Raw genomic sequence first — 2130 nt, 5'->3', positions numbered from 1 at the left:
TATGAGCAAGATGAAATTTATATACCATTCAAACATTTTGAAAAGGAGATAAAAAATGCGATAAAATTTTGGGAGAAGTATATAGGATGATGAGGGATAGGCTATAACAGATAAAATGTCAGGCTTAAAAAATATCGCATGGAGTAAAAATTTTTATAAAGACCATATCGTTATAAATGGCGTAAAAGTTGAATTTCATGCCCAAAAACTACCAAATGGAAAAATTAACATAGGAACGTACTTTGGACCAAGAAAAGATCTTCCATAATCCCTTCTTTAGTGAGGAGCTAAATAAAATTTTAAATATTATGCTAAAGCATGAGCTGCCTTACAAGGATAAACTTATTAAGCAGCTTAATAATTTAAGAATTAAAAAGATCGAGGAAGATGTGGGTCTTAAGGTCTTTGTCTTTGAGGTAGTAGATCAAAATTTACTAGATTATGAGGACATACCTTCTCCAGCAATAGATATGTTGGTGCGTAGCGATCCGTACTATATAACAGAATTCCTGCTTCACTGGACTGAACATACAAAAGAGTTGGAGATTTGTAATCTTGCAAGCGAAGCATATTTAGAACTAGAAAATTTTGAGGATATTGAATTCTTGGATTAGTAAATTTTTAAATATTACTAGAAACGGCACCAAAACTGTCAAACATAGATTTTTTAACCCAAAAATAAAGTGAAAGGAGAGATTATGTTTATAGACGAAGATTATGTCAATATCGTGCCACAGGATCTGCTAGAGCGCGGTATTCGCTTAAGAGAGGAACTCGGTTTTTATGAAATCGCTTGGAAATTCGACGATGTAATGGAGGTACTAAAAATCACAAGGGGTAAAGGTATGATTATCCTAGGAGGAGAAGTATATCACCTAAGCGGCAATAAGCCCATCATCACATGCGATAGCTGGTATACAAATGAGGGGGATGACAATGCATTCGAAGTAGCGATCCGATATATCACCAATTATCGCGCTAGAAATGGAGATGATTTTGCATATTGCCCAACTATTTGTCCTGGGCGAGTGCTCAAATGAAAATTTTAGCTTCCAATATTGAAAAGGAGAGATTATGTTTATAAATAAAGATGAAGATGCGAGGTTATTTATAGATGAAGATTACGTAAATATCGTGCCGCAAGATCTGCTAGAACGCGGTATACGCCTAAGAGAGGAGTACGGAATTTATGATATCGCTTGGAGATTCGACGATGTAATGGAGGTGCTTAAAATCGCAAAAAGCAAAGATATGGTTATCGTCGGAGGAGACGTATATCGCCTAAGCGGTAATGAGCCCATCATCACATACGATAGCTGGAGCATTAAAGATGGAGATGACGGTGACGATGCATTCGAACTAGCGGTTCGATACATCACTAATTATCGCGCCAGAAACGGAGATGACTTTGCATACTGCCCGGCTATCGGTCCATATACAATCCTACAGGAGCCAAATGAACAAACAGAAAAATGATCAATTTTTTATAAACAAGAGTTTACCGCCTAACGTAGAAAGATGGCTCAACATAATGCTTCGATATAAATTTAAAGGCAGAGATGAGTTAATATCTCATCTCAAACTTATAAAGATCGATAGCGTGATAAAGGAAGCAGGTTATATGCTAATAAAATTTAAAGAGCCTAAAGGTACGGAAAAGCTATCGTTAGAAAATTTCCCGATAAACACTACAGTAATAGATATTATGGTGTTCACAAAAGGAGAATATGAAACCAACTTCTTACTCTACAATAACGATTATGTAAGTAGGCTAGAGATTTATAATGTTGCAAGCGAAGCATATCTTGAATTAGAAAATTTTGAGAATATTCAATTTTATAATTTTGATGAAAATAAATATGAATAAGTGCTTGAAATTAATAGTAGCCCTATTTTGTGTCAATATAATGGCTGCGAGCTTATTAAAAGCAAATAACCTCGTAAGCTACAAGGGCTCAAAGCTTTCAAGCATAAACGCCAACTACTCCAGATCCAAATCAAGCACTACGGTAAAACAAACCGTGCTCTCAAGCATAACCGCTAAAGAGCTAAACATAGAAGTAGGATCTAATACCGATCTAAAAGGCTCACTAATAGCCGCAGGCTACTATGATGAGAATGGAAATTTCA

Annotated in this window: 5 protein-coding genes; all 5 read left to right on the top strand. The window is 35.7% G+C overall.

Annotated elements, in window-relative coordinates:
* Positions 1–242: 242 nt before the first annotated feature.
* A complete protein-coding gene (locus Q0135_RS06910) occupies positions 243–614 on the top strand; it encodes a hypothetical protein (protein WP_297989414.1) in 372 nt (123 codons plus the stop codon).
* Between the two features lie 84 nt (positions 615–698).
* Positions 699–1040, top strand: coding sequence for an Imm40 family immunity protein (imm40, locus tag Q0135_RS06905; protein WP_297989412.1), 342 nt, complete (start codon positions 699–701; stop codon positions 1038–1040).
* Positions 1041–1074: 34 nt separating this feature from the next.
* Positions 1075–1476, top strand: a complete 402-nt coding sequence (imm40, locus tag Q0135_RS06900) for an Imm40 family immunity protein (RefSeq protein WP_297989410.1) — start codon at positions 1075–1077, stop codon at positions 1474–1476.
* On the top strand, positions 1457–1867 hold the full coding sequence (locus Q0135_RS06895; protein WP_297989408.1) for a hypothetical protein: 411 nt from the start codon (positions 1457–1459) through the stop codon (positions 1865–1867). Before imm40 (Q0135_RS06900) ends, Q0135_RS06895 begins: the two co-directional genes overlap by 20 nt.
* Positions 1868–1871: 4 nt before the next feature.
* Positions 1872–2130: hypothetical protein (locus tag Q0135_RS06890; protein ID WP_297989406.1), on the top strand; the 259-nt coding region annotated here is incomplete at its 3' end.

The organism is uncultured Campylobacter sp. (assembly GCF_937981295.1).
Taxonomy (GTDB): Bacteria; Campylobacterota; Campylobacteria; order Campylobacterales; family Campylobacteraceae; genus Campylobacter_B.
This window is presented reverse-complemented; position numbering and strand designations above follow the sequence as displayed.